Consider the following 1,296-nt stretch of genomic DNA (forward strand, 5'->3'; position numbering starts at 1 on the left):
TTAATACTTTATCTGATAGAAAAGCAGGTTTCTTTGTGGAAGATGCATATGGAGAATATGCTGTTGATAAGGTAAAATTATCATTAGGAATGGGATTGTCCAGCTGGAATGGGTTGTCCCGTTTTGCGTCTGCAGCAGCTGGATCACAATTGGGAATTGATGCGCCCCTGTATCAACAAATGACAAATGATATTACAGATCAATTTTCAAGAAAGCTTTCCGTTTTTGCAAAAGGGAAGCTTGGCAAATTAGATTATCGTTTACAAATGGCACAACCTATGTCAGTAAAAAAAATGTCAAACTATAATCCCGCTATTACTACGAACTCAAGCTTTTCGGCATTGCCTCCTAAAATGCAATACAATGGTTATTTTCAGTATCAATTAAAAGATCAGGAATCTAATCAGGTACCATATCTTGCAGGAACTTATCTAGGTAAAAAAAAGGTATTCAATATTGGAGCGGGATTTGTTTATCAAAAAGATGCAATGTGGAGAACCAACGAAGTTAAAGATACTATACAAAGCAATATGTTACATATTGCAGCTGATATATTCTATGATGCGCCTATAGGCAAAGATGGAGAGGCAATAAGTTTATATGGAAATGTTACGCATTCTGATTTTGGGAAAAATTATATCAGAAATTCTGCAGTAATGAATCCTATTAATGGAGAAAGAGACCCAAATATCCTTAATGGAGGAGGAGTTGCTTTCCCAATGGAAGGAACTGGGACAACATATTTTGTGCAGGCAGGATACAAATTTAAAGATGATTTAATTGGTAAGACAACTTTAATGCCTTATGCGTCGCTTCAGCATTCAAATTTTGAAAGGCTTAATCAAGCTATGAATTTTTGGGATATGGGGGTAACGTGGTTGCTTTCAGGGCAAAATTCAAAATTAACATTATCATACCAAAATCATCCTGTATATAATAATGCTGGAGACAAAATTACTACAAAAAATTCTTTACTATTACAATATCAAGTTTTTTTTAATTAAAAATAAAATATCACGATGAAAAAATTAATTTTTACATTTGGCTTATTCTCTTTAAGCTTAGTATATGCTCAAGAAAAATGGAGTTATCAAGGAGATAAATCTCCAGAGCATTGGTCAGAATTTGAAGGAAATGAAAAATGCGGGCAAAGCAAATCTCAATCTCCTATTGATATTACTACTTCAGAAGTAGTTTCAGGAAAATCAAAAAAAGATATCATTTTCCATTATGATATTAATGATATTAAAGATATTAATGATAATGGGCATACTTTACAATTTGATTTCAAGGAAG

The 1,296-nt window shown here is 32.8% G+C and carries 2 protein-coding genes; both read left to right on the forward strand.

Annotated elements, in window-relative coordinates:
- Positions 1–1,004: hypothetical protein (locus GB932_RS22325; protein WP_197517224.1), on the forward strand; the 1,004-nt coding region annotated here is incomplete at its 5' end.
- A gap of 15 nt (positions 1,005–1,019) precedes the next feature.
- The coding region (locus GB932_RS22330) for a carbonic anhydrase family protein (RefSeq protein ID WP_197517225.1) at positions 1,020–1,296 on the forward strand (277 nt) is incomplete at its 3' end.

The organism is Microbacterium karelineae, assembly GCF_009745985.1.
Taxonomy (GTDB): domain Bacteria; phylum Actinomycetota; class Actinomycetes; order Actinomycetales; family Microbacteriaceae; genus Microbacterium; species Microbacterium karelineae.